At 61.2% G+C, this 22,319-nt stretch carries 22 protein-coding genes; 17 read left to right on the top strand and 5 right to left on the bottom strand.

Annotated features, from left to right (window positions below):
• The first annotated feature begins 95 nt into the window (after window positions 1-95).
• On the top strand, window positions 96-905 hold the full coding sequence (locus NO934_RS17645) for a tetratricopeptide repeat protein (protein ID WP_309161315.1): 810 nt from the start codon (window positions 96-98) through the stop codon (window positions 903-905).
• Window positions 906-924: 19 nt separating this feature from the next.
• On the opposite strand, the gene xth is transcribed toward NO934_RS17645, so the two are convergent.
• The 3 genes from xth to NO934_RS17630 all read right to left on the bottom strand — a co-directional run bounded on the left by xth (window position 925) and on the right by NO934_RS17630 (window position 2,807).
• Window positions 925-1,731 carry an exodeoxyribonuclease III gene (xth, locus tag NO934_RS17640; RefSeq protein WP_309161313.1) on the bottom strand — a complete coding sequence of 269 codons (807 nt, stop codon included), beginning with the start codon at window positions 1,729-1,731 and terminating at the stop codon, window positions 925-927.
• Window positions 1,732-1,743: 12 nt separating this feature from the next.
• The gene (locus NO934_RS17635) at window positions 1,744-2,355 is read right to left on the bottom strand and encodes a LysE family translocator (protein WP_309161311.1); all 612 of its coding nucleotides are present in this window, start codon (window positions 2,353-2,355) and stop codon (window positions 1,744-1,746) included.
• Window positions 2,356-2,456: 101 nt separating this feature from the next.
• Window positions 2,457-2,807: an iron-sulfur cluster assembly accessory protein gene (locus tag NO934_RS17630; RefSeq protein WP_309161310.1), complete on the bottom strand. Its 351-nt coding sequence runs from the start codon at window positions 2,805-2,807 to the stop codon at window positions 2,457-2,459.
• A gap of 75 nt (window positions 2,808-2,882) precedes the next feature.
• Here NO934_RS17630 and NO934_RS17625 point away from each other — a divergent pair, with 75 nt between their 5' ends.
• The 12 genes from NO934_RS17625 (at window position 2,883) to NO934_RS17570 (ending at window position 15,562) form a co-directional block, all read left to right on the top strand.
• Window positions 2,883-4,064: a deoxyguanosinetriphosphate triphosphohydrolase gene (locus NO934_RS17625; protein ID WP_309161309.1), complete on the top strand. Its 1,182-nt coding sequence runs from the start codon at window positions 2,883-2,885 to the stop codon at window positions 4,062-4,064.
• 40 nt (window positions 4,065-4,104) lie between these two features.
• Window positions 4,105-5,856: an arginine--tRNA ligase gene (argS, locus tag NO934_RS17620; RefSeq protein ID WP_309161307.1), complete on the top strand. Its 1,752-nt coding sequence runs from the start codon at window positions 4,105-4,107 to the stop codon at window positions 5,854-5,856.
• An 83-nt stretch (window positions 5,857-5,939) separates the two neighbouring features.
• A complete protein-coding gene (locus NO934_RS17615; protein WP_309161306.1) occupies window positions 5,940-7,964 on the top strand; it encodes a hypothetical protein in 2,025 nt (674 codons plus the stop codon).
• 81 nt (window positions 7,965-8,045) lie between these two features.
• A complete protein-coding gene (locus tag NO934_RS17610) occupies window positions 8,046-8,837 on the top strand; it encodes a ScpA family protein (protein WP_309161305.1) in 792 nt (263 codons plus the stop codon).
• Window positions 8,834-9,490 (top strand): SMC-Scp complex subunit ScpB, encoded by a 657-nt coding sequence (gene scpB / locus NO934_RS17605; protein ID WP_309161304.1) that lies wholly within the window; start codon window positions 8,834-8,836, stop codon window positions 9,488-9,490. Before NO934_RS17610 ends, scpB begins: the two co-directional genes overlap by 4 nt.
• 147 nt (window positions 9,491-9,637) lie before the next feature.
• Complete coding sequence (gene tatA, locus NO934_RS17600) at window positions 9,638-9,874, top strand: twin-arginine translocase TatA/TatE family subunit (protein WP_309161303.1); 237 nt, start codon at window positions 9,638-9,640, stop codon at window positions 9,872-9,874.
• A gap of 42 nt (window positions 9,875-9,916) precedes the next feature.
• Window positions 9,917-10,630 (top strand): Sec-independent protein translocase protein TatB, encoded by a 714-nt coding sequence (gene tatB / locus NO934_RS17595; protein ID WP_309161302.1) that lies wholly within the window; start codon window positions 9,917-9,919, stop codon window positions 10,628-10,630.
• A 3-nt stretch (window positions 10,631-10,633) separates the two neighbouring features.
• The gene (gene tatC / locus NO934_RS17590; RefSeq protein ID WP_309161301.1) at window positions 10,634-11,461 is read left to right on the top strand and encodes a twin-arginine translocase subunit TatC; all 828 of its coding nucleotides are present in this window, start codon (window positions 10,634-10,636) and stop codon (window positions 11,459-11,461) included.
• A 72-nt stretch (window positions 11,462-11,533) separates the two neighbouring features.
• A complete protein-coding gene (gene serS / locus NO934_RS17585) occupies window positions 11,534-12,838 on the top strand; it encodes a serine--tRNA ligase (RefSeq protein ID WP_309161300.1) in 1,305 nt (434 codons plus the stop codon).
• On the top strand, window positions 12,835-13,626 hold the full coding sequence (gene surE, locus NO934_RS17580; RefSeq protein WP_309161299.1) for a 5'/3'-nucleotidase SurE: 792 nt from the start codon (window positions 12,835-12,837) through the stop codon (window positions 13,624-13,626). Before serS ends, surE begins: the two co-directional genes overlap by 4 nt.
• Window positions 13,627-13,643: 17 nt before the next feature.
• On the top strand, window positions 13,644-14,288 hold the full coding sequence (locus NO934_RS17575; RefSeq protein WP_309161297.1) for a protein-L-isoaspartate(D-aspartate) O-methyltransferase: 645 nt from the start codon (window positions 13,644-13,646) through the stop codon (window positions 14,286-14,288).
• 86 nt (window positions 14,289-14,374) lie between these two features.
• Window positions 14,375-15,562 (top strand): M23 family metallopeptidase, encoded by a 1,188-nt coding sequence (locus NO934_RS17570; RefSeq protein ID WP_309161296.1) that lies wholly within the window; start codon window positions 14,375-14,377, stop codon window positions 15,560-15,562.
• A gap of 61 nt (window positions 15,563-15,623) precedes the next feature.
• Here NO934_RS17570 and NO934_RS17565 read toward each other — a convergent pair whose 3' ends face one another.
• On the bottom strand, window positions 15,624-16,505 hold the full coding sequence (locus NO934_RS17565) for an ATP-binding protein (protein WP_309161295.1): 882 nt from the start codon (window positions 16,503-16,505) through the stop codon (window positions 15,624-15,626).
• Between the two features lie 164 nt (window positions 16,506-16,669).
• Between NO934_RS17565 and yajC the strand changes: the two genes are divergently transcribed.
• The 4 genes from yajC (at window position 16,670) to NO934_RS17545 (ending at window position 20,906) form a co-directional block, all read left to right on the top strand.
• Window positions 16,670-17,005: a preprotein translocase subunit YajC gene (gene yajC, locus NO934_RS17560; protein ID WP_309161293.1), complete on the top strand. Its 336-nt coding sequence runs from the start codon at window positions 16,670-16,672 to the stop codon at window positions 17,003-17,005.
• Window positions 17,006-17,118: 113 nt separating this feature from the next.
• Complete coding sequence (secD, locus tag NO934_RS17555; RefSeq protein WP_309161292.1) at window positions 17,119-19,659, top strand: protein translocase subunit SecD; 2,541 nt, start codon at window positions 17,119-17,121, stop codon at window positions 19,657-19,659.
• A 6-nt stretch (window positions 19,660-19,665) separates the two neighbouring features.
• Complete coding sequence (locus NO934_RS17550) at window positions 19,666-20,058, top strand: MTH938/NDUFAF3 family protein (RefSeq protein ID WP_309161291.1); 393 nt, start codon at window positions 19,666-19,668, stop codon at window positions 20,056-20,058.
• Window positions 20,058-20,906: a phytoene/squalene synthase family protein gene (locus NO934_RS17545; protein WP_309161289.1), complete on the top strand. Its 849-nt coding sequence runs from the start codon at window positions 20,058-20,060 to the stop codon at window positions 20,904-20,906. The genes NO934_RS17550 and NO934_RS17545 overlap by 1 nt, the downstream gene beginning before the upstream one ends.
• Here NO934_RS17545 and trmFO read toward each other — a convergent pair.
• The gene (gene trmFO / locus NO934_RS17540) at window positions 20,903-22,282 is read right to left on the bottom strand and encodes a methylenetetrahydrofolate--tRNA-(uracil(54)-C(5))-methyltransferase (FADH(2)-oxidizing) TrmFO (protein WP_309161287.1); all 1,380 of its coding nucleotides are present in this window, start codon (window positions 22,280-22,282) and stop codon (window positions 20,903-20,905) included. The two genes, NO934_RS17545 and trmFO, sit on opposite strands and share 4 nt — an antisense overlap.
• Window positions 22,283-22,319 lie beyond the last annotated feature (37 nt).

Here is a 22,319-nt window from a genome sequence, read left to right as displayed (position 1 = left end):
CCGGCCATTTCGATACGGTAAAGTTTCCCGGCTACGCGGCGGGCGCGCTAGAGCATGCGCGACAGGCGCTGGTCCGGGGCGCGAGAAGGTGTGTGATGTCCAGTGTAAGGAGTGCCGCGTTCGCTCTGACTGCGGCCTGTTCGGCTTTACTTGCGATCGGCGCGGTGTTGCCTGCTCAAGCGCAAAGCGCGCTCGACGCGGCCCAGGAACTCGCTCAAATGCTCGATGGTGCCAATGCCACCGAGTTGAGCGGCGACAATCTGGTTTCGGCGCTTGAGGGTGCGGCATCGGCCGGCCAGCCGATCGCGCTGTGGCAGCTCGGAACCATGTATGAGACCGGGGCGGGCGTCGAAAAAGATCCGGCCAAGGCTTTCCAATATTTTTCGCGCATTGCCAACGAGAATGCCGACGCGCCCCCAAGTTCGCTGGATGCAGACATTGTCGCGCAATCCTTCGTCAAGATTGGCGATTATTTCATGCATGGGGTGCCCGATGCGGGCATTCCGCAAGATGCCTCACGCGGGCACACGCTCCTGATGCATGCGGCGACCTATTTCGGCGATGCCGATGCGCAGTACCGGGTGGGGATGCTGTACCTTACCCCCGACGAACTTGGCGTGAACCCGCTGCAAGGGGCTCGCTGGCTGTCATTGGCGGCCCGCAAGGGGCATCCGGGTGCCCAGGCGCGGCTCGGCGAACTCCTGGTCAGGGGCGAGGGAATTGTGGCGCAGCCGGCTGAGGGGCTGATGTGGCTCAATATCGCCTTGCGTGGAGCCCTGGGGACGCCCGATGAAGGCTGGATCCGTGAATTGACCGATGCAGCAATGGCGAGCGCCGATCCAGCCGATGCCGAGGCAGCGCTGACGGCGGCCGACACCATTGGGGGCCAGTTCGCCGGATTTTAAGATCTCGGCCTGGGAAGTCTCAGGCCGCCTTCTTAGAGAACCCGACGAGAGCGAAATCGCCCTCCACTGGAACGTGGTCTGAAGGCTTGTCCCAGCCGCGTGTATCCTTGTGAATCTTGACGCCGTTCAGCCGATCGGCTGCCTGAGGTGAAAGCAGCAGGTGGTCGATGCGGATGCCGGCATTGCGGCGCCATGCACCGGCCTGGAAATCCCAGAAGGTAAAGGCCTGCTCGTCGGTTGTGGCGCGCAAGGCGTCGGTGAGCCCGAGATTGACTAGCCGGCGCCACCTTTCAAGGCTTTCAGGCCGGAAAAGGGCGTCGCCCCACCAAGCCTTGGGGTCATGGCAGTCACTGCCGGTGGGGATAAGATTGAAATCGCCCATGAGGATGAACGGCTCCTCATAAGCAAGACGCTGCTCGACAAAGTCGTAGAGCCTATCCATCCAGCCGAGCTTATAGGGAAATTTCTCGCTATCGACCGGATTGCCGTTGGGCAGGTAAATGTTGCAGACGCGGACCACGCCGCCGTCCTCAGTCGAAAACACGCCCTCGATCAGGCGGGACTGAGAATCCTCGTCATTGCCGGGCAGGCCGCGATGGACCTCATCGAAAGGAAGTTTCGACAGCAGAGCGACGCCGTTGAAGCTCTTTTGGCCGTAGGTCTCGACATTGTAGCCGCGCGACTCGAATTCGAGGCGCGGAAAGTTCTCGTCGAGGCATTTGATCTCCTGCAGGCCCACGATATCGGGTTTCACCTCGTCCAGCCAGGCGAGAACGGCCTGTAGCCGCGCATTGATGCCATTGATGTTCCAGGTGGCGATGCGCATGCGATATTTCTCCTAACGATCGGACAAGGCGAGGCGCAGTCCGAGAATCCCGAAGGTTGCCGCGAAGCTGCGCCGAATCCATTTGAGCACGTTCGGCCGCGAGATGACATAGTCTCGCGCGAGGGCGGCGCATGCGCCATAGCCGACGAAGGTGACAAAGGTTATCGCCATGAAGACGGCGGCGTGCAAGAGCATCGTCGCCGTCGCATTGGGCGCTTCCACCGAGACGAATTGAGGTAGGAAGGCGAGAAAGAACAGGCTGAGCTTGGGATTGAGCACATTGATCAGCGCACCGCTTATAGCCACCTTGGCCATGGGCACAGCGGCGCGATCAGCTTCCAAGCTCATGGCTCCACCCGAGCGCAGCATCGTCCAGGCCATATACAGCAGATAGGCAACGCCAAGGTATTTGAGGAGCTGAAAGGCCAGGGCACTGGTGTGGAAAATCGCGGCAAGGCCGACAATCGAAGCCAACGCGGCTGGAATGATGCCCATTGTGCAGCCGAAGGCGGCAGCAATCGAGGCTCTAAAGCCGCGCCCCAATCCGATCGCCAAGGTGTAAAGCACGCCAGTTCCTGGCAAAAGGCAGACAATCAAGGCCGTAATCAGGAATTCGGTGGTCATTATTGCTTCCTCCATAGTGGCTGGCATTTACCAGCTCCACCAGGACGAAGAAGGCATGGCCGATCCGACGGGGCAACCCGAAAACTACAGTACTCTCCGCGTCAAACAGCGAAACTGGTGCCGCAGCCGCAGGACGCAATGGCATTGGGATTCTTGATCTGGAAGGATTGGCCGATCAGATCGTCCACGAAGTCGATTTCGGCTCCGCCCATAAACTCAAGGCTCATCGAATCAATGTAGACGGTGGCCCCATCACGCGTGAGGACCAGATCGTCTTCGGTCGGCTCTTCCTTGACGAGATTATATTCGTATTGGAAGCCGGAGCAGCCGCCACCGGCAACAGAGATGCGCAGCACCGTGCCCGGTTCTTCCTTGGCCACGATGCGGTTGATGCGCTTGGCGGCCCGCTCTGTCAAAACGACTTGGTTTGGTGCTAGTTGGGTATCAGTCATAACGCTCAAACGGTCTGCGATGGATTGTGGTTCAACTTAATATCGTAAGGCGACGATGAAAAGAGGTTCTCCCGCATGAGTGATATGCAGGCTCCCTACGCCGCCGATCCGGCGCAGACGCGGGGGCGGGTTTATCGTCCCAGCGCAAGCCCGACACGCAACGAGTTTCAGCGTGATCGCGACCGGATCATCCATTCCACGGCTTTTCGGCGGCTGCAGCATAAGACGCAGGTGTTTCTGCACCATGAGGGGCAGCACTTTCGCACGCGGCTGACCCATACGCTCGAGGTGAGCCAAATTGCACGCTCGATCGCACGAGCGCTGCGCCTCAACGAGGATCTGGCCGAGGCCGTAGCGCTTGCCCATGATCTGGGGCACACACCATTCGGTCATGCAGGGGAACGGGTGCTGGCCCAGAAGATGGCGCCCTGGGGCGGGTTCGATCACAATGTGCAGGCGCTGCGTGTCGTGACCTTGATCGAGAACCGATATGCCGATCATGACGGGCTGAACCTGACATGGGAGACGCTCGAAGGCATACTGAAGCATAACGGACCAGTGGTGGGCGGAGCCTCCAAGCATGGGCAGGATATTGGAGCGGCGCTAGCCGAGATTCCGGCAAGCTGTGGCTTAATGCCGGAAACTTATGCCACCCTAGAGGCGCAGGTCGCGGCGATTGCCGACGACATCGCCTATAATGCCCATGACATCGACGATGCCGCTCGGGCGGGTCTGCTGACGATCGAAGATCTGGTGGATGTGCCGCTGGTAGGGACGATTGCGCGCGAGGTGTTGGATCTTTGGCCGCTGCTCGATCGCAAGCGACAGATGCACGAGGTGCAACGGCGGTTAATCACGCGAACCATCGAAAGCGTTATTGTGGAAGGCGCCGAAAGGATCGCCGAGACAGACCTCAAGAGTGCCGACGATGTGCGCCAGGCCGGCCGAATGCTGATCGGGTTCCCTGCCGAAATGGCGGCGGGAGAGGCTGAACTCAAGCGTTTCCTTTTTGCCAAGGTTTATCGCGACGAACGCGTGATGGTGCCGGTGCGCGAGAGTGAAGCCGTTGTCGAGCGTCTGTTCGATGCATATATGGCCGAGGGCGATATGCCGGGACGCTGGGGCGCCGCGTTTCGGAGCGCTGCCGACCAAGCGAAGCAGGCGAGGGTGGTTAGCGACTTCGTTGCCGGCATGACCGACCCTTTTGCGCTCGACGAATATTCCCGCTTGTTTGACGAGCGCCCCGATTTCCGTTAACGCCACGCCCTGATTTCCAGTTAGACCGCAGGTTCCTCCCATGGATGTGTTTGCCCTTTTTGAAGGGCGCGTCGCCGATGCGCTGAAAGCGAGCTTTCCCGAGCTGGCAGACAATGCCGAGCTTTTGTCGCGCGTGGTTGTGGAGCCGCCGCGCGATGCAGCCCATGGCGACCTCTCCACCAATGCAGCCATGGTGGTCGCCAAGCCCCTGGGCAAGAACCCGCGCGAAATCGCAACTGCGCTGGCCGGGTATTTTTCTCGGGATGCTGATGTAGCGTCGGTGGACGTCGCTGGACCGGGGTTCATCAATTTCCGGCTGCAGCCCGATGTGTGGTACAAGGTGCTGGCTTCGGTCGCGGAGTTGGGCGCCGATTTCGGCCGCGCCGATGTTGGCAAGGGCGAAAAGGTCAATGTCGAATACGTGTCGGCCAACCCGACCGGGCCGATGCATGTGGGGCATACGCGCGGTGCGGTGTTCGGCGATGCGTTGGCTTCGCTGCTGGCTTATGCCGGCTATGAGGTGACGCGGGAATACTACATCAACGATGCGGGGTCGCAGGTCGACACCCTGGCGCGGTCTGCCTACCTTCGCTACCGCGAGGCGCTTGGTGAGACGATAGAAATTCCGTCGGGGTTCTATCCGGGGGATTATCTCGTGCCGGTGGGGCGGTCGCTCGTGACCGAATTCGGAAACAGCCTGTTGGACAAGCCGGAAGACATATGGATGCCTCCGGTCAAGCAGCACGTTCTTGCCGCCATGATGGAGCTGATCAAGGCGGACCTCAAGAAACTCAATATCGAGCACGATGTGTTCTTTTCCGAAAAAACCCTTCACGGGCAGGGTGGCGACATCGACCTCACCCTGGACTGGTTGCGTGAGCAGGGGCTGGTCTATGAAGGCCGGCTCGAGCCGCCGAAGGGCAAGACGCCTGAAGATTGGGAAGATCGTGAGCAGACGCTGTTCCGTGCCACGGCATTCGGCGACGATGTGGACCGGCCGCTGATCAAGTCGGACGGAAGCTACACCTATTTCGCCGCCGATATCGCTTATCACCGCAACAAGGTGATGCGCGGGTTCACGACTCTGATCGACGTTCTTGGCGCCGATCATGCGGGTTACGCGACGCGCATCCAGGCTGCGGTGAAGGCTGTTTCAGGTGGCAAGGCCACGGCCGACGTGAGATTCTGTCAGCTCGTCAAGCTGCTGCGCAATGGCGAACCTGTCAAAATGAGCAAACGTTCCGGGGATTTGGTGACGCTTGCTGATGTTGTCGATGAAGTTGGCGTCGATGCTACCCGGTTTATGCTGCTGTTCCGTCGCAACGACGCGCCGCTCGACTTCGACTTTGCGCTGGTTAAGGAGCAGACCAAGGATAATCCGGTGTTCTATGTGCAGTATGCCCACGCCCGGACCTACTCGGTTTTCCGCAATGCGGAACGCGATCTGCCGGAGCTCGATATTTCGCAGGAAGCATTACGGAGGGCCGATCTCAAGCGGCTTGCGACGGCAGAGGAGATTGAGATCATCCGCATGCTTGGTTCCTGGCCGCGCCAAGTGGCTGCGGCTGCTCGGGCGCACGAGCCGCATCGACTTGCGTTTTACTTGCATGAACTGGCCGCTCAATTCCATGCCTTCTGGGGCAAGGGCAAGGAAGATCCGAGCTTACGCTTTGTTAACGACGAAGACGCGACACTGACGCTGGCTCGACTCGCGCTTGTGGATGGTGTGCGCCGGGTGCTCAGCAATGGGCTTGAACTTCTGGGCGTTAGCGCACCGCAAGAGCTTTCATAATTACGGCGCATTGCTGTGGATAGTTCTGCGCACTGCTCAAGGGAAGGGCAAGTTAAAGCCGAATACTTTTGGGGCGCTGCTCTATGGACAATACCAAGCACAACCAGTCGGCCGCCGCGCAGGATTCCGACGATCTGATCGCGGAACTGGCGCGGCTGGTGGCGCAGGATGCACGCAACACCTCGACCCGCAGCGATGCCTATCGGCGCGAAGAACCACAGTTTGCACCCGAACCGGAGCCTGCCGAGCCGGTGCAGAGCGACTTCGATCAGGCGGAGCAGAGCTTTGGCGTCCCGGACCGGGGCGAGCCGCAGGCAGAGCCTGAATGGGGAACCCGAGAGGAGTCGCAGCAGGCCGATGATGAGCTTGCCGGCTTCGATTTCGGGTTTGACACCGCGCCACAACAAGGTGCCTCGACCTCACAGGATGACCCGATCGCCGAATTGATCGCTGATGCGGAAGTGGAGGCTTACGATCGCGATTTCTCGCAAGAAGATTCCTCTTGGCCCGAAGATACCAGCCAAGAGCTGCAGCCTCAGGATGAAGAAGTCGCGTCGCAGCGCCATGATGATTTTACGGTTTCCGCGGTCGCCCAGCCTTCGGTTTCGTACACGCAAGACCGGGATCCGTTGAGCGAAATCGAGGCCCTGATCGGTGAGGCTGCTCGCGTCAATTCGGGTGATGCTGGGTTTTCCGGGCGACGCGTCCGCTCGAGCTTTCTTGACGATACGCCAACCGACGAGGCTGTGAACACAGCCGAATCCGCCATCCTGGCTGCCGCTGCCGCGACGGGGGCGACAGTGCGGCGCCACGAACCGGCTGTGGAGCCGGAAACGTGGCCGACGCCGCAGGAAGCTGCTCGGGACGAATTCCACTCCGAGCCGATGGCCGGCGACGGTGAGTTCACGCCTGCTGCCGAGCGCATACCCGATCCGCTGTTTGCCGCCTCCAGGGATGATGCGGCGCCGGAAACTCGGCAAGAAGACTACGAATACGACGAAGAAGAAGTTGCATACGATACCGAGCGACCGCGGCGGCGGATCAACGGCTTCGTTCTTCCCATCGCCGCAGGCGTAGCCGTCGTTGCGCTGATTGGTGGGATGTACTTCACGTTCTTCTCCGGGCCGCCGGAGCCAGGCGAAGCGCCGGTGCTGACCGCTGATGCCCAACCGCTGAAGGAAGATGTCGAGCCGGCGCCGGATCAAACGGCTGCGAACGACTCCGTCGTTTTCAACGAAATCGAGGGCAACACAGCTGCACCCGAGGAAGAGGCGCTGGTGTCGCGAGACCAGACCGGTGGCGCGAGCGGCGCGGAAGTCGCGCAGGTTCTTGCCCCCGAGGAAGGCGAAACCGAACTCGCCAACCGCCCGGTGCGTACGGTGACTGTCCGTCCGGATGGGACCATCGTTCAGGCGGATGATAGCGTGGCCGGTTCCAATGTCCTGCCGGTCGAACGCCCCGATGTACCTGCTGTGCCCAACAGTACGCTGACAGCCGACCCGATCGGGGAGGCGATCGCGGAAGCCATGGCGGGTGGAGAGACCGCCGAAGCAACGGGTGCCGAACAGGTGGCCGCGCTCAATGCGCCGGCCTCAGCGTTGGGCGATGCCGCGACGGGTGCGACGGCACAGGGAGCGACCACAGACCTGGGCGACGCTGCGACCGATGAAGCGACTGTGGTGGAAGGCGATGCCACGGCACCACGCCCAATTCCGCGGCCGGCTGGACTTACGGCGCCGACCAATACGGCAGCCAGTGCCGCGCCGGCTGCTCCAGCCCCCGCGGAGAGCACTGTGGCCCTGGCTCCGACGCAGGCACAAACCCCCGCCGCGCCAGCACCGGCAACTTCCGCTCCTGCCAACGTAGGGGCGTGGGTGCAGTTGTCCTCCCAGCGCACCGAAGAAGACGCGCGCGGCGGCATTCCGACGCTGCAGGCCCGTTACGGGGCGCTCTTTAATGGTGCGACACCGGAGGTGAGCCGTGTCGATCTGGGCGAACGCGGCATTTATTACCGTGTCCGACTGCCCCAGCCCACGCTCGCCGAGGCCAATTCGGTTTGCGGCGCGATACTGGCGCAGGGCGGAGACTGCTTTGTAATGGACAACTAGCCGACACACGGCTTGGCAACTTGACGAGTTCGAGGGGAGTGGCAATGCTGCTTCCCTCTTTTGATTTTCCAGCAGCAGGTTATGGCTGAAGCTTCAAATCCATGGTTTGACGAAACGCCCCAGAGGGCGGAAGCGGCCGTGTTGCACGTGGATGTTGGCGGATACGAAGGCCCGCTCGACCTTCTGCTGGATCTTGCTCGGAAGCAGAAGGTCGATCTCTCAGGAATTTCGGTGCTGGCGCTGGCGGAGCAGTATCTGGCCTTCATCGAATCCATCCGACAGCAACGGATCGAGATCGCTGCCGATTATTTGGTGATGGCCGCTTGGCTTGCGTATCTTAAAAGCCGGCTAATGGTGCCGCAGCAAAGCGACGACGAAGAGCCGAGCGGCGAAGAAATGGCGGCGCTTCTGCAATTCAGGCTCGCCCGGCTGGAAGCCATGCGGGACGCGGCGGGACGGTTGCTCAACCGCCCCAGACTGGGTCGGGACGTTTTTACGCGCGGTATGCCCGAGCCTGTCTCAATTACTCGCCATGCGCTGTGGGAAGCCGATCTTTACCAATTGCTGCGCGCCTATTCGGCTCAGCGGGAGCGGGGCATACCGGCTGAGTACTCGCCCTATCACCGGACGGTGTGGGCGCTGCAGGACGCGCGCGAAATCCTCGAGCGGCTGATCGGGCAGAGCTATGAGTGGGTTTCGCTCGAGACCTATCTAGCCGAGTATCTGGCACGGCCGGAAGAAAGGGTGACGGCGATGGCGTCGAGTTTTGTCGCTTCGCTCGAACTTGTGCGGCTGGGGCAGGTGGAGTTGCGACAACAGCAGGCTTTTGCACCTTTGCTGGTGCGCCGGCGACAGGGGAGCCTGCCGCAATGAATGCAGAAGACGATTCTGTGATCAAGGAACGCAATCTGCGCATCCTTGAGGCCCTGTTGTTTGCTTCGGACGAGCCGGTCGATCTGAAAGCAGTAAAGCCGTTTCTGTCCGATGCCGCTGACGTCGATGCACTGATCGACGAATTGCAGGCTCAGTATGCGAGACGCGGGGTCAATCTCGTGCAGCGCGGATCGAAATGGGCGTTTCGCACCGCCGAAGACCTTAATTTTTTGCTCCGGCGGGAGGAAACAGATACCCGTCCGTTGTCACGGGCGGCGCTCGAGACGTTGTCGATCATTGCCTATCATCAGCCGGTGACGCGCGCCGAAATCGAAGAGGTGCGCGGGGTTTCCATCTCCAAAGGCACGCTCGATGTGCTCATGGAAGCGGGATGGGTTCGGATGCGGGGACGTCGGCGCACCCCTGGGCGGCCGGTGACCTACGGGACCACAGAAGGTTTTCTCGATCATTTCGGACTGGAGACACTCGGAGACCTGCCGGGGCTTGATGAACTCAAGGGGGCAGGGCTGCTTTCGAGCCGCGTGCCGTCGAGCTTTCAGGTGCCAATGCCGTTTGACGGTGCGTTGCGCGAGGATGAGGATCCGCTCGATCCGGATGATCCCGGCGAGACCGAGCGTGGATCCGAGGAGTGAAGGGACACGCGCATTTTACCGGGCATCCGCAATAACGCGGAGCCCGCGGTCGGTCAGTCCTTGTTTTCGCCAGCAATAATCAATATCTGTGAGCCGGAGAAACCGGTCGGCCGGTGCATGATCCGCGTCGACATCTAGGAGGTACACATGAATCCGGGACCTTGGGGACTTCTGATTATCGCGGTCGTAGTGCTGCTGCTGTTCGGGCGCGGCAAGATTTCCGGCCTGATGGGCGAAGTCGCCGGCGGCATCAAAGCGTTTCGTAAGGGCATGGCTGAAGAAGACACGCCCGACGACAAGCCTGTCGCCACTATCGACCAGAAGCCCGGCCAGGCTGAGCCCACGCTGAACCAGACCAAAGACGTCGAGCGCAAGGACGCCTGATCGTACCGGTTCGGCATTGGTTCCCAAAAAGGATAGATCCTGATGCTTGGCCTTGGCTGGAGCGAGATGCTGGTTATCGGCATCGTGATCCTCATCGTGGTGGGACCGAAAGACCTGCCAGTGATGATGCGCAATATCGGCCGGATGATGGGAACCGTCCGGCGTATGAGCAACGAGTTTCGGCGCGAGATCGACAAAGCCATCGCCGCCGATGAGATACGCGAAGCCAAAAAGGCGATTTCGGACCCACTTCAGCAGACAAGCCAGGATATCACCCGCGAGTTCAACGCCTTGAGAAACGGTAAGGTGGAGCCAAGCGGCAAGCTTGCTCCCGCCGAGCCAGGCAAGGAAAGCGTTGTGGATGAGATCCGCTCGCAAGCGGGTATGCCGCCAGTGCCGCCGGCTCAGACCTCGCCGGCTGCTGCGGCTCTGCGCGCAAAGGTGGGCGAAACCGTTGCCAAGCCGGCAAATGCAGTGACGACCACCGCTGAGGCCGCGCAACCGACTGCCGCCAAACCCAAGATCAAGGCTGCGCTGCGGAATCCCGCAACTTCTACGACGAGCAAGGCTGCAAAACCGACGGCCAAGTCATCGCGCGCTAAGACGGCCAAAGCTTCCACCGGTGAGGGCGAAACAGCGGTGGTAAAGGCTCCGTCCAAATCGACCACCAAAAAATCTCCGGCGAAGAAAACTCCAGCGAAAAAGAAGGCTGCGAGCCGCGCCGAGAGCGCCGAGGATGTGGGGGGCGAGGGCTGATCGATGGCCGAAGCGCAGAAAAAGATCGCAGATCAATCGCCGGACGATGAACTCAAGGGCAGCGAAGCGCCACTCATCGAGCATTTGGCGGAATTGCGGACGCGGCTGATCTATTCGGTCATCGCACTGGCGGTGCTGTTTATCGCGTGCTTTTTCGTTGCCGACCACATTTACCAGTTTCTGCTCGGCCCGTTCATCGCAGCCGCTGGTGGTCCGGAAGCTGTGCACCTCATCTATACCGCGCCCCAAGAGTTCTTTTTCACAAAACTCTCTGTCGCGCTTTTTTCGGCGATCTTTCTGGCGTTCCCGGTCATCGCATCTCAGGTCTACGCCTTCGTGGCGCCAGGGCTCTACAAGAACGAGCGCATGGCCTTCCTGCCTTACCTTATCGCCACGCCGATCTTTTTCGTGCTTGGGGGGGCAGTCGTCTACTACGGCATCATGCCCTTGGCGCTCGGCTTTTTCTTGGGCATGCAGCAGACCGATCCCAATGGCGTCACCATTGAAATGATGACGCGGGTCTCGGAATATCTCAGTCTGGTGATGACCCTGCTCCTGGCATTCGGCGTTTGCTTTCAGCTTCCGGTCATTCTGACGCTGCTGGCGCAGGTCGGTCTGATCGGAGTCGACCACCTCAGGCGGTGGCGCAAATACGCGATCGTTGCGATCGTCGTGATCGCGGGCTTTCTGACGCCACCCGATCCGATTTCCCAAATCGGATTGGCGCTGCCGTTGCTGGCACTTTATGAACTGTCGGTGCTTTCAGTCCGGTTCATGGAGAAGCGTCGGCTGGCACGTGAGGCGGAGCTGGCGCGGGAACTGGAAACCTGAGCCTACCTTGAGTTTCCGAGCCGGCTCGGCTAGGCACTAGGCCGCTCAATTTTTTCCAGCGGACCAGCCGACATGCTCGACATCAAATGGATCAGCGCCAATCCCGAAGCCTTCGACGCTGCGCTCAAGTCGCGCGGCATGGAGCCGCTGTCGGCATCTCTTATCCTTTTGGACGAACAGCGGCGCTCGGTGGTGGCTGAACTCAATGCCGTTCAGGAAAAACGCAATGCCGCCTCCAAGCAGATCGGACAGGCCAAGGCGCAAAAAGATGAGGCCCGCGCGGCCGAGTTGATGGCGGAAGTTGCCGGGCTCAAGGACAAGCTCGGGGAACTCGATACGCGAGAGAAAGCGTTGACCGAGAATATTCGGACTGCGCTGTCGGTGCTTCCGAATCTGCCCGCTGAAGGCGTGCCGGTGGGAGAGGATGAAAATGACAATGTTCCTTATTTCCGCGCCAACGAATCGGAAGCCACGAGGCCGGCCAAACCCAACCTCGGCTTTCCGCCCAAAGAGCACTACGAACTCGGCGAAGCCGTGGGCGGCATGGATTTCGAAACCGCGGCCAGGTTGTCAGGAAGCCGGTTCGTCGTGCTCAAGGGGCAGATCGCGCGGCTGGAGCGCGCCATCGGGCAGTTCATGCTCGACCTGCATGTGAATGAACATGGCTATACCGAAGTGGTGCCGCCCTATCTGGTGCGAGATGAAGCCATGTACGGAACGGGGCAGTTGCCTAAGTTCGACGGTGACTTCTTCTTTGCCGGGCATGGGGATGGACGGCTGGCCCTTATTCCCACGGCTGAGGTGCCTCTGACCAATCTGGTACGTGAATCCATTCTGTCCGAGGAAGAATTGCCGTTGCGGTTTACGGCGTTAACCCCGTGCTTCCGCTCGGAGGCCGGCTCGGCTGGGCGGGATACGCGCGGCATGCTGCGTCAGCACCAGTTCAACAAGGTCGAGATGGTGTCAGTGACGACGCCGGATAGGTCGGCGGAAGAACATGAGCGGATGCTCGCTTGTGCCGAAGAGGTCCTGAAGCGCTTGGATATACACTATCGAGTCATGCAGCTATGCACCGGAGATATGGGATTTGGCGCGCAGCGGACCTATGACATTGAGGCTTGGTTGCCGGGGCAGAATACCTATCGTGAGATCTCTTCGGTGTCGGTGTGCGGCGACTTCCAGGCTCGGCGCATGGATGCGCGGTATCGGGATGCGAACGGCAAGCCGCAATTCGTGCATACGCTGAATGGATCGGGCGTTGCGGTCGGCCGCGCGCTGATCGCGGTGATGGAAAATTACCAGAACGAGGACGGATCGGTAACGATTCCGGCGGCGCTCAAGCCCTATATGGGTGGCATTGAAAAGATTGGCGGATGAAGGTTAATCCACGCATCCTTTTAACCAATGATGATGGTGTTGATGCGCCGGGTTTAGCGGTGTTGATCGATATCGCACGCACGCTCTCGGACGACGTCTGGGTGGTGGCTCCGTCAAACAATCAGAGCGGGACCGGACACCGGTTTACCTTCGGCTACGAGATCGAACTCGAGGAGCGTGGCGAGCGGATTTTTGCGCTCGATGGCACGCCCGCCGATTGTGTGGTGGCAGGCGTAACGCATGTCCTCAAGGACCGTCGACCAGATGTTGTCTTGTCCGGCGTCAATCGGGGGCAAAATCTCGGGGACATCATGCATTGCTCGGGCACGGCGGCCGGGGCCAGGGAAGGGGCCTTGCATGGGGCTGTCGGGATCGCGTTGAGCCAGGCGATGGACTATGACCATGGGCGCGATGAGATCGATTGGGGGTGTGCGGCGGAATTGGGAGCGCAGGCGGTAAAGGCCATTCTCGACGTGTTCGATGCGCGCGATACCTATTTCAACGTCAATTTCCCGATCTGTGCGCCGAGCGAGGTGAGTGGCATCCGGGTGGTGCCGCATCAGCGATTCGCGCATTCGCCGTTCGAGCTTTATCCGAGCGATAACCCGGGCAAGCACTTCGTCACGATCCTGCAGACGCCTAAACCGCTGGACGCGGGCTCCGACTTCCATATCCTGCACGAGGACAACGCGATCACCGTGACGCCGCTGATGCTGCAGCAGACCGACATGGATTTCGTCAGGCGCTTCGACGGGAGACTCCCGTTCGAGGGCCCAGGACGCACATGAGAGACGAGGACGCTGGCGTGACCGACCTATGGGAAGCGCGGGCGGGCCTGATTCTCAACCTGCGGCAGGTGGGGGTGACTGATCCGGACCTGCTGCGTGCCTTCGAAACGGTTCCGCATGAGCGATTCGTGCCGGAAGATTATCGCGAATACGCTTACCGCGAATCCTCGCTCCCCATCGAATGCGGGCAGTCGATAACCGCACCCGGAATCCTGGCGCAACTGCTTTTGCAATTGGCGCCGCAGGGCACCAACAAGGTGCTCGAGGTTGGTACCGGATCAGGTTATTCGGCGGCGCTTCTGGCGCGGATGGCGAGGCGCGTGTTTTCAATCGAAAAGTACCGCACGCTGGCCAGCCTGGCGCAAGCCCGCTGGCATGCAGAGGGCATGACCAACATCGTGGGACTTCACGAGGATGGGCTGCTGGGGCTCGAGCAGCAGGCGCCATTCGACAGAATACTGCTGACCGGCTCGGTCAGCGACGTGCCCGAGGACCTGGTGGAGCAATTGGGAGATGGCGGAATCGCCGTGATGGCCGTTGGGGCACCCGCGGATCGGCAGGCGATACTGCGCATCGAGCGAGTCGACGACGATTTCGTCGAGACCGAGGTGGGAAGCGTGCGGCTTGCGCCGTTGAGTCCCGGGCGCTCGCGTACATTATAGTTAAAGCGCTTGCCGCTTTAAGCTCGTCTTTACCTTAACAAGACTACTCTAATTTCATCGAGTAGATGAGTTGACGGGCATTTCCCATGACCATGAGCGTAACTGGTTCCAATCTGCGTAGCGCTGGCTCCGCACTTGCGATGAGTGCCGCCGCCCTGGTGCTGGCAGGCTGTTCCTCCATGGGATCCTTCGGGGGCGATCCGACGGTTACCGGAGCGACGACCCGCATGGGCGGCGCGGCTATCAACCAGCCGATGCCGGCTTACCTGCCGCCTGCCAATATCGGCGGGGGTGCGATGACAACCGCGGCCAATCAACCCGCTCTGATCGATCGGACGACTGCAATGCCCATGGGCACGCAGTCGGGCGTTGTATCCCAGGATCTTCCCGCATTGCAGCCATCTTCAGTAACGAGTACCCAAGCCATGCCTGCACAAACCGCCGCCGCCTCCGCGCCTTCCTCTCCCGCGCTGCCTACGCAAACATCGTCGCCGCAGCTCGGGATGGTTCAGGGCGATACCTATACGCACACGATCGCATCGGGTGAGTCACTCTATACGATCGCTCGCCGCTATGATGTGAGCGCCACCGATATCATTGCTGCCAATAACATCTCTTCGCCCGACCGGATCACCGTAGGGCAGCGCCTGGTGATACCGGGACGCCCAGATCTTCTGGCGCAGCGCGGTCAGACGCAGCAGGTGGCCGCCGCATCGGGCACGCAGACGCTGACCACTCCGTCCGGAACGCCGGCTACCCAGCCAGCGACAACCAGCACACCATCAACGACCGCCACGGCACCTGCCAGCCAGCCGCAGACGCCCGCGGCGACCCCATCAGCGCAGCCGACGCAGGTTGCTGCCGCGCCCGCCCAGCAGCCCACGGCAAGCCCCACGCCCTCGACCACCAGCGACAAGTTCCGCTGGCCGATCTCGGGCCGAGTCATCACCGATTTCGCCGCCTCGCGCGGCACCGGCATCAACATCGAAGCACCAGAAGGCAGCTCGGTTCGCGCGGCTGAAAACGGCGAAGTCATCTACGTTGGCAATGCCGTCGAGGGATATGGCAATCTGGTGCTGATCAAGCACTCGAATGGCTATGTTTCGGCCTATGCGCATCTCAATACGATCGGTGTCGTCAAGGGCGATGCGGTTTCGCGCGGCGATGCCATCGGCACCGTCGGCATGACCGGCTCGGTCAGCCGTCCTCAGCTCCATTTCGAGCTGCGCAAGGGCGCGACACCGGTCGATCCGATGCCGTTGCTGGCCGGCTAGGAATACTGGAGGCAATGCTCCTTGTTGGGGCCGGTCCGAAAGGGCCGGCCCCTTCGCTATTTCAGGAGATGGCCTTGCCTTTTTCGCCGGCAAGGTGCCGGACGAACTGGATGGCGACGCGTCCCGAACGAGAGCCGCGTGTGGCAGACCACTCAATGGCTTTCGCCCGCATTTCCGACTCATCGACCGGAATGCCGTAATGGGCGACGTAATTGCGGACCATGGCGAGATAGGTGTCCTGGTCGCAATTGTGGAAGCCAAGCCACAGGCCGAAGCGGTCCGAGAGCGATACTTTTTCCTCGACGGCTTCACCGGGATTGATCGCCGTCGAGCGCTCATTGTCGATCATGTCCCGAGGCATCAGGTGCCGGCGGTTGGACGTGGCGTAAAAGACCGTATTGGGGGGACGACCTTCAAGGCCACCGTCGAGGACGGACTTCAAAGCCTTGTAGCTCGACTCATCCCTGTCGAAGCTCAGATCGTCGCAATAGATGATGAAGCGTTCCGGCCGGCCCACGAGGAAGCGGAGCAGGGCAGGGAGGGTGGCGATATCCTCGCGAGCGATCTCGATAAGGATAAGACGGGAGAGACCGGTTTCCTCCAGCGCGGTGATGTGGGCATGGATGGCCTTGACCATCGAGCTCTTGCCCATGCCGCGCGCACCCCACAGCAGCGCGTTGTTAGCGCCGTGACCGCGAGCGAACGCCAGGGTGTTGTCCAGGAGAATGTCGCGCAGATGGGCGACGCCTTCGAGCAGATCAAGCGGTACGCGATTGACGTGTGGGACAGGAATTAGCGTTTGCTCGGCGCCGTCCCAAAGATAGGCATCTATGCCGTCCTCGATCGCCGCCGTTGCCTGGGTGGTTCCCGCGAGAGCATCGAGAGCGTGCGCAATGCGTTCGAGCGTAGCCGAGATGGCTGAAAGCTGGTCTTGATTTTCCACTGGAGAATAGCCCCTGAAAGGGCCCGATAGGCTTTGCCTTTCGCCGGGCCCGCTAGTATAGTCCGCGCGATTTTTTGGAAGGCTGTGCCTCCCCAAAACCGCAAGCGTCCCTATATGGGACCATCAGTCCTGCTTTGACAAGCAGACCGCTACGGAGTGTCTTAATGTTCGTTACCCCCGCCTTCGCCCAGGGCGCCGCTGCGCCGACCGGGATGGATTTTATTTCCAGTTTCATTCCGATCATCCTGCTTATCGCCATTTTCTGGTTCCTTATTTTCCGTCCGCAGCAAAAGCGGATGAAGGCCCACCAGGCGATGCTTGCAGCGGTGAAGCGCGGTGATACCATCGTCACCAATGGCGGTGTGGTCGGAAAAGTGACCAAGGCGGTCGAGAACGAAGATCTCGAAGTCGAGATCGCCCAAGGGGTGAAGATCAAGGTCGTGCGTACCATGGTCGCCGACGTGCGGACCAAGTCCGAGCCGGTCAACGACAACAAATAATCGGATGACACTGTCGCCCAGGGCAGCAGCCCCGCGACACTGACCCGCTGGCGCGTCGGCGCCCGCCAAGCGGCGGCGCTGGCGCTAGCGGTAATAAAGGACGAATTTATCTCATGAAGAGCTCGCCATTCCGGTTAATCGCCGTCGTTCTCGTGACGCTGGTCAGCATGCTCGCGGTGCTGCCCAATTTCTTGAGCGATCAGACCGTGGCCGGGATGCCGGATTTCCTTCCCAAAAGCGAGATCGTTCTGGGGCTGGACCTGCAGGGCGGCTCGCACCTTCTGCTCGAGGTAAACCGAAACGACATCGTTGAAGGCCGCATCGGCGATATCCGACGCGAGGCGCGGACACTGCTGATCGATGCCGGAATCGGCAGCATCATCACCACCAATGGTGCAACGCTCGATGTGGAATTGACCGATCCGAGCCAATTGGACGCGGCGCGGGAAGTGCTGTCCCCCCTCGAGCGGATGCTGGAAGGTGCGCTGTTCCAGACGGGCACGACGCCGGAAACGCAGATCACCGCCTCGGGCGGGCGCATCCAGATCACGCTCACCGAGGACGCCATTTCAAGCCGAATGTCTTCGCTTGTGGCGCAATCGCTGGAAGTCATCCGCAGCCGTATCGACGAGGTCGGCACGACCGAACCGATCATCCAGCGCCAGGGCGACAACCGTATTCTGGTGCAGGTGCCTGGCTTTGGCGATTCCGAGCGGCTCAAGGACCTGATCAGCCAGACCGCCCGCCTGACGTTCCATCTTGTCTATCCGTCGATGACGGCGGCGCAGGCCGAAACGCAGGGCCTGCCAGCCGGAACGATGATCGTGCCAAGCGCAGACGGGTTCGACGAGCTTCTTTATGAGGACGTTGCCCTGGGCGGCGAACAGCTCGTCGACGCCCAGCCGGCCTTCGACCAGAACGGCCAGGCCGTCGTCTCGTTCCGCTTCAATACACAAGGCGCGCTGACCTTCGGCGAAATCACCTCGGAAAATGTCGGGCGGCGCTTTGCCATCGTGCTCGACAATGAGGTGATCACCGCCCCCACCATCCAGCAACCGATCACTGGTGGCACGGGCCAGATTTCCGGCACGTTCACCCCCGACACGGCGAGCGACCTCGCCGTGCTGCTGCGTGCCGGTGCGCTTCCGGCGACGCTCGACGTGGTCGAGGAACGGACCGTTGGCCCCAGTCTTGGCGCCGATTCGATCAACGCGGGCGTTACGGCAGGTGTGATCGGCACGGTGGGCGTGGTGTTGTTCATGTTCGCGGCCTATGGGCTGTTCGGCCTGTTCGCCAATATTGCCTTGGTGATCAACGTCGGCATGATCCTGGCGGCACTATCCACGCTGGGAGCGACGCTGACCTTGCCGGGTATCGCCGGCATCGTTTTGACCATCGGCATGGCCGTGGACGCAAACGTTCTCATTTTCGAGCGCATACGCGAGGAGCTGGCGAACGGGCGATCTGCGTTCCAAGCGATCGACTCCGGTTTCAAGCGGGCGATGATGACGATCGTGGACGCGAACGTCACCACGCTGATCGCAGCCGTGGTCTTGTTCTTCCTCGGGTCCGGGCCGGTGCAGGGCTTTGCCGTGACGCTCGCGATCGGCGTGCTCACGACGATGTTCACCGCTTATCTCGTGACGCAGGTTCTCGTGAACCTGTGGTTCTCGCGGCGGCGTCCCAAGACGCTCAAGGTGAACGTCCTCGAGCGTCTCTTGCCGCTCGATCCCAAGATTCCGTTCATGAAGTGGCGCAAGGTCGGCTTTGCCTTCACGCTGGTCTTGCTGGTGGGAACCGGCATCCTGGAGGTGACGCGGGGGCTCAATCTCGGCATCGACTTCACCGGCGGCAGCTCCATCGAACTGCAGGCAACCGATGGAGAGGCGGATATCGCCGATCTGCGTTCGCGCCTGGGGAACCTGGGCATCGGGGAAGTTCAGGTGCAGGAATTCGGTACGCCGGCGGACGTACTGGTGCGGATCGGCGCACAGGAAGGCGATGAAACCGCACAGCAGGCCGCGGTTCAACAGGTGATCGATACCGTGGCCGATGAATATGAGGTCAGGCGCACCGAGGCGGTGAGCGGCACGGTGTCGGGCGAATTGGCCTTCAACGGCATCGTTGGCATTCTAGTCGCCATGGTCGGTATCGTCATTTACGTATGGCTGCGCTTCGAGTGGCAGTTCAGCGTGGGTGCGATCCTGGCGCTCGTCCACGACGTGGTTTTGACCGTGGGTCTATTCGCGCTGCTGCGGATCGAATTCAACCTTTCAAGTATCGCGGCGGTGCTGACGGTAATCGGCTACTCCCTCAACGACACGGTCGTGATCTATGACCGCATTCGGGAGAACCTCTCCAAATATAAGAAGGTAAGCCTGGCCGACATCATCAACATGTCGCTGAACCAAACGCTTGCACGCACCGTCCTGACCGGCGGCACCACGGCGTTGGCACTGCTGGCGCTCGTGTTCTTCGGCGGCGAAGTGATCCGCAGCTTCACTCTGGCCATGGCCTGGGGCGTGCTGGTCGGCACCTACTCGTCGATTTTCGTTTCGGCACCGATCCTGCTCTATCTCGGCATCAAGACCCGCGCAGAGACCGAAGCCGAAAAACCCAAGTCCGAGCGGCGCGCGGACGGCGCGGCGGTATAGGCGGCAATGACCTGGGAGGCGGGGCAGGGGCACTATCCCTATCAGGCGGTTATCGACGCCTATGGTGATGGCGGCTTTCGCTTCGCGGAGATGTCCCATCGCGGTTCGGTGATGTCGCTTCCGACGGGAATGTACGCGTGGGACGTCGACGCGGCGGCGGGTATCACGCTGCAATCGCTTTCTCGCGCGCTCGAGGCGGCCGATGCGCTGGACGTGTTGCTGATCGGAACCGGCCCCGATATCGCGGCGATATCGCCCGACATTCGGCCCGCCTTCCGGGAGAAGGGCGTCATCATCGAGGCCGTCTCGACCGGTAGCGCGGTGCGCACCTACAATGTGCTGCTTGCTGAAAACCGGGCCGTGGGCGCAGCTCTGATCAGTGTAGCAAAGGCGCGGTGATGAGCGAGAGCTTTGCGCTCGCGGCAGAGCGCTTGCGCGAACTCGATCGCGACCGCTATGCAGCCAGCCTGATCGTGCCGGGCGAGCATCGCCAGGGCGTGCAGGCGATCTTCGCGTTTTCGGCCGAGATCGCGGCGATCCGGGAGAGGGTGTCGGAACCCGGCCCCGGCGAGATCCGGCTGCAATGGTGGGTCGATGCCATCGAGGGCGAAGGGCATGGCGCGATATCGAGCAATCCGGTCGCCGATGCATTGCTGAAAACGCTGGAAACCTACGCGTTGCCGGCCGGTCCCTTGTTGCGGCTATTGGCGGCTCGGCGCTTCGACCTCTACCACGATCCGATGCCCGATATCGGGCAGTTCGAAGGGTATGCGGGCGAAACCGTTTCGGTTCTATATCAATACGCGGCGATGATCCTCGCGGGTGGCTCCGCAGATGAGGCCGCGGATGCGGCGGGGCATTTGGGCGTGGCGCAGGCGCTTGGCGGGCATCTGCGCGCCTTCGGGTATAATGCGGCGCGGGGACAGCTCTTCCTGCCGCTGTCGGTGTTCGCCGCGCATGGCGTACGGGAGGCCGATGTCTATGCGGGGGCGGACAGCGCAGAGTTGCGGGCGGCGCTCGGCCAACTCGCTGAGCTGGCGCACCAGCATGCCGATAAGGCCCGCTCGGCGATCGCGCCTCTTTCTCCCCGGCTGAAACCGGCATTTGCCAGTATCGCGCTCGTCGACATGGACCTGAAGCGTGCCGGGCGCCACGTTGCGGCGCCATTTATCGGGCATCGAACGCCTTCGCCGCTATCGCGCATGTTTGCGCTGACATGGTGGATGCTGCGGCACGGCCGCAGCTAGAGCCAGGCGGCCAGATCTTCCAAAGCGCGCGACGTGATCGCCTTTTTCTTGGCCTTTGCCTTGTCGGGCCCGCGCCAACGACCTTTGAGACCCTCCGGCTTTTTGATCTCCACTGGCGGGAACAGGCCGAAATTGACGTTCATGGGCTGGAAGCTGCGGGCGCCGGAATAGGCTTCGGCTTCCAGGTGGCCGCCCGTGATATGGCCGATGAGCGCACCGAATGCCGTGGTGGCCGGCGGCAGTGCCGGGGTCTCACCCTTGGCTTCCGCCGCGGAGAGGCGACCGCAGACCAGCCCCATGGCGGCGCTTTCGACATAACCTTCGACGCCGGTAACCTGGCCGGCGAAACGCAGACGCGGATCGGCCTTGAGCTTCAGGTCCGGACGGAGAACGCGGGGTGAATTGAGGAAGGTGTTGCGGTGCAGCCCGCCGAGCCGGGCGAACTGAGCGTTTTCCAGGCCCGGAATCATTCTGAAGATTTCCGTCTGCACACCATAGCGCATTTTAGTTTGGAAACCGACGATGTTCCAAAGGGTACCAAGGGCATTGTCCTGACGGAGCTGGACGACTGCGTGGGGTTTGTTTTCCGGATCGCGCGGGTTGGTGAGGCCGACCGGCTTCATGGGACCGTGGCGGAGGGTTTCGCGGCCGCGCTCGGCCATCACTTCGATAGGCAGGCAGCCGTCGAAATAAGGCACGATCTCCCACTCCTTGAACTCGTGCAGGGGTGCTTCGAGCAGGGCGTCGATGAAACGGTTGTACTGTTCCTCATTCATCGGGCAGTTGAGATAATCCGCCCCGGTGCCGGCGGGACCCGGCTTATCGTAACGCGACTGCGCCCAGACAACGTCGAGATCGATACTGTCGTAGTGAACGATCGGTGCGATGGCATCGAAGAAGGCGAGGGAGTCCTCACCTGTCAGTTTTTGAAGCGCTTCGGCAAGGGCGGGTGACGTGAGGGGGCCGGTGGCGACGATGACGTTTTCCCAGTCCGCAGGCGGCAGACCGGCGACTTCTTCACGTGCGATGGTGATGCGGGAATGGTTTTCGAGCGCCTCGGTGACGGCCTGGGAGAAGGCATCGCGATCGACGGCAAGCGCTCCCCCGGCCGGTAATGCGTGCTTGTCGGCACAAGCCATGATCAGCGATCCCGCGCGACGCATTTCCTCGTGGAGGAGACCCACGGCGTTGTGCTCGTGATCGTCAGAGCGGAAGCTGTTGGAGCAGACAAGTTCGGCAAAGCCATCGGTATGATGGGCGTCGGTGGGATTTACCGGGCGCATCTCGTGGAGAACCACGTCGACACCAGCCTGAGCCACCTGCCAGGCCGCCTCCGAGCCTGCGAGACCACCACCGATTACATGCACCACAGCCATATGTCTTGCCCATCTTTATCCAAGAGGCAATGGCTAT

Origin of the sequence: Pelagibacterium sp. H642, assembly GCF_031202855.1 — a bacterium.
GTDB lineage: Bacteria > Pseudomonadota > Alphaproteobacteria > Rhizobiales > Devosiaceae > Pelagibacterium.
Note: the sequence above shows the minus strand (reverse complement) of the source record. Positions and strands in the feature narration are given on the sequence as shown.

Bases quoted from the DNA above. Each gene is read 5' to 3' on its own strand.
- NO934_RS17645 (WP_309161315.1), top strand. From the start codon at position 96: ATGTCCAGTGTAAGGAGTGCCGCGTTCGCTCTGACTGCGGCCTGTTCG.
- xth (WP_309161313.1), bottom strand. From the start codon at position 1,731: ATGCGCATCGCCACCTGGAACATCAATGGCATCAATGCGCGGCTACAG.
- NO934_RS17635 (WP_309161311.1), bottom strand. From the start codon at position 2,355: ATGACCACCGAATTCCTGATTACGGCCTTGATTGTCTGCCTTTTGCCA.
- NO934_RS17630 (WP_309161310.1), bottom strand. From the start codon at position 2,807: ATGACTGATACCCAACTAGCACCAAACCAAGTCGTTTTGACAGAGCGG.
- NO934_RS17625 (WP_309161309.1), top strand. From the start codon at position 2,883: ATGAGTGATATGCAGGCTCCCTACGCCGCCGATCCGGCGCAGACGCGG.
- argS (WP_309161307.1), top strand. From the start codon at position 4,105: ATGGATGTGTTTGCCCTTTTTGAAGGGCGCGTCGCCGATGCGCTGAAA.
- NO934_RS17615 (WP_309161306.1), top strand. From the start codon at position 5,940: ATGGACAATACCAAGCACAACCAGTCGGCCGCCGCGCAGGATTCCGAC.
- NO934_RS17610 (WP_309161305.1), top strand. From the start codon at position 8,046: ATGGCTGAAGCTTCAAATCCATGGTTTGACGAAACGCCCCAGAGGGCG.
- scpB (WP_309161304.1), top strand. From the start codon at position 8,834: ATGAATGCAGAAGACGATTCTGTGATCAAGGAACGCAATCTGCGCATC.
- tatA (WP_309161303.1), top strand. From the start codon at position 9,638: ATGAATCCGGGACCTTGGGGACTTCTGATTATCGCGGTCGTAGTGCTG.
- tatB (WP_309161302.1), top strand. From the start codon at position 9,917: ATGCTTGGCCTTGGCTGGAGCGAGATGCTGGTTATCGGCATCGTGATC.
- tatC (WP_309161301.1), top strand. From the start codon at position 10,634: ATGGCCGAAGCGCAGAAAAAGATCGCAGATCAATCGCCGGACGATGAA.
- serS (WP_309161300.1), top strand. From the start codon at position 11,534: ATGCTCGACATCAAATGGATCAGCGCCAATCCCGAAGCCTTCGACGCT.
- surE (WP_309161299.1), top strand. From the start codon at position 12,835: ATGAAGGTTAATCCACGCATCCTTTTAACCAATGATGATGGTGTTGAT.
- NO934_RS17570 (WP_309161296.1), top strand. From the start codon at position 14,375: ATGACCATGAGCGTAACTGGTTCCAATCTGCGTAGCGCTGGCTCCGCA.
- yajC (WP_309161293.1), top strand. From the start codon at position 16,670: ATGTTCGTTACCCCCGCCTTCGCCCAGGGCGCCGCTGCGCCGACCGGG.
- secD (WP_309161292.1), top strand. From the start codon at position 17,119: ATGAAGAGCTCGCCATTCCGGTTAATCGCCGTCGTTCTCGTGACGCTG.
- NO934_RS17550 (WP_309161291.1), top strand. From the start codon at position 19,666: ATGACCTGGGAGGCGGGGCAGGGGCACTATCCCTATCAGGCGGTTATC.
- NO934_RS17545 (WP_309161289.1), top strand. From the start codon at position 20,058: ATGAGCGAGAGCTTTGCGCTCGCGGCAGAGCGCTTGCGCGAACTCGAT.
- trmFO (WP_309161287.1), bottom strand. From the start codon at position 22,282: ATGGCTGTGGTGCATGTAATCGGTGGTGGTCTCGCAGGCTCGGAGGCG.